The sequence below is a fragment of the Hungatella sp. SL.1.14 genome (assembly GCF_024460495.1).
Lineage (GTDB): Bacteria > Bacillota > Clostridia > Lachnospirales > Lachnospiraceae > Hungatella > Hungatella hathewayi.
On sequence record NZ_JANFYJ010000474.1, the window covers coordinates 1 to 292 of the forward strand.

The 292-nt window shown below is 36.3% G+C and carries 1 protein-coding gene; it reads right to left on the reverse strand.

The annotated features are described in order from the left end of the window. The coding region (locus tag NE473_RS31895; RefSeq protein WP_256265709.1) for a hypothetical protein at positions 1–292 on the reverse strand (292 nt) is incomplete at both ends.

A 292-nucleotide genomic window follows, 5' to 3' on the forward strand; every position in this document is an offset into this window, starting at 1 on the left:
GGATCACCGTCCACCGGAATATCTTTAACACCATCTACAGATTTAAACATGATTAAAATTGTTCTAGCCGTAGGAAGAGCGTCTATTAACGTGGCGTTTGACTGCTTAATCGTTACATTAATAGTTTTATCTTCAATACTAGCGCCAATATAGGAAGATTTATTAGCAGAAGCAACTGCTGCTTTAATTCCTTCTTCTACAAGCTTGTTTGTAGTATTAGTTGGTTCAGGCTCAACTGGTTTTTTCTCTGCAGTTGTATCATCTGAATTTTTAATTTCAACCTCTACTGTTG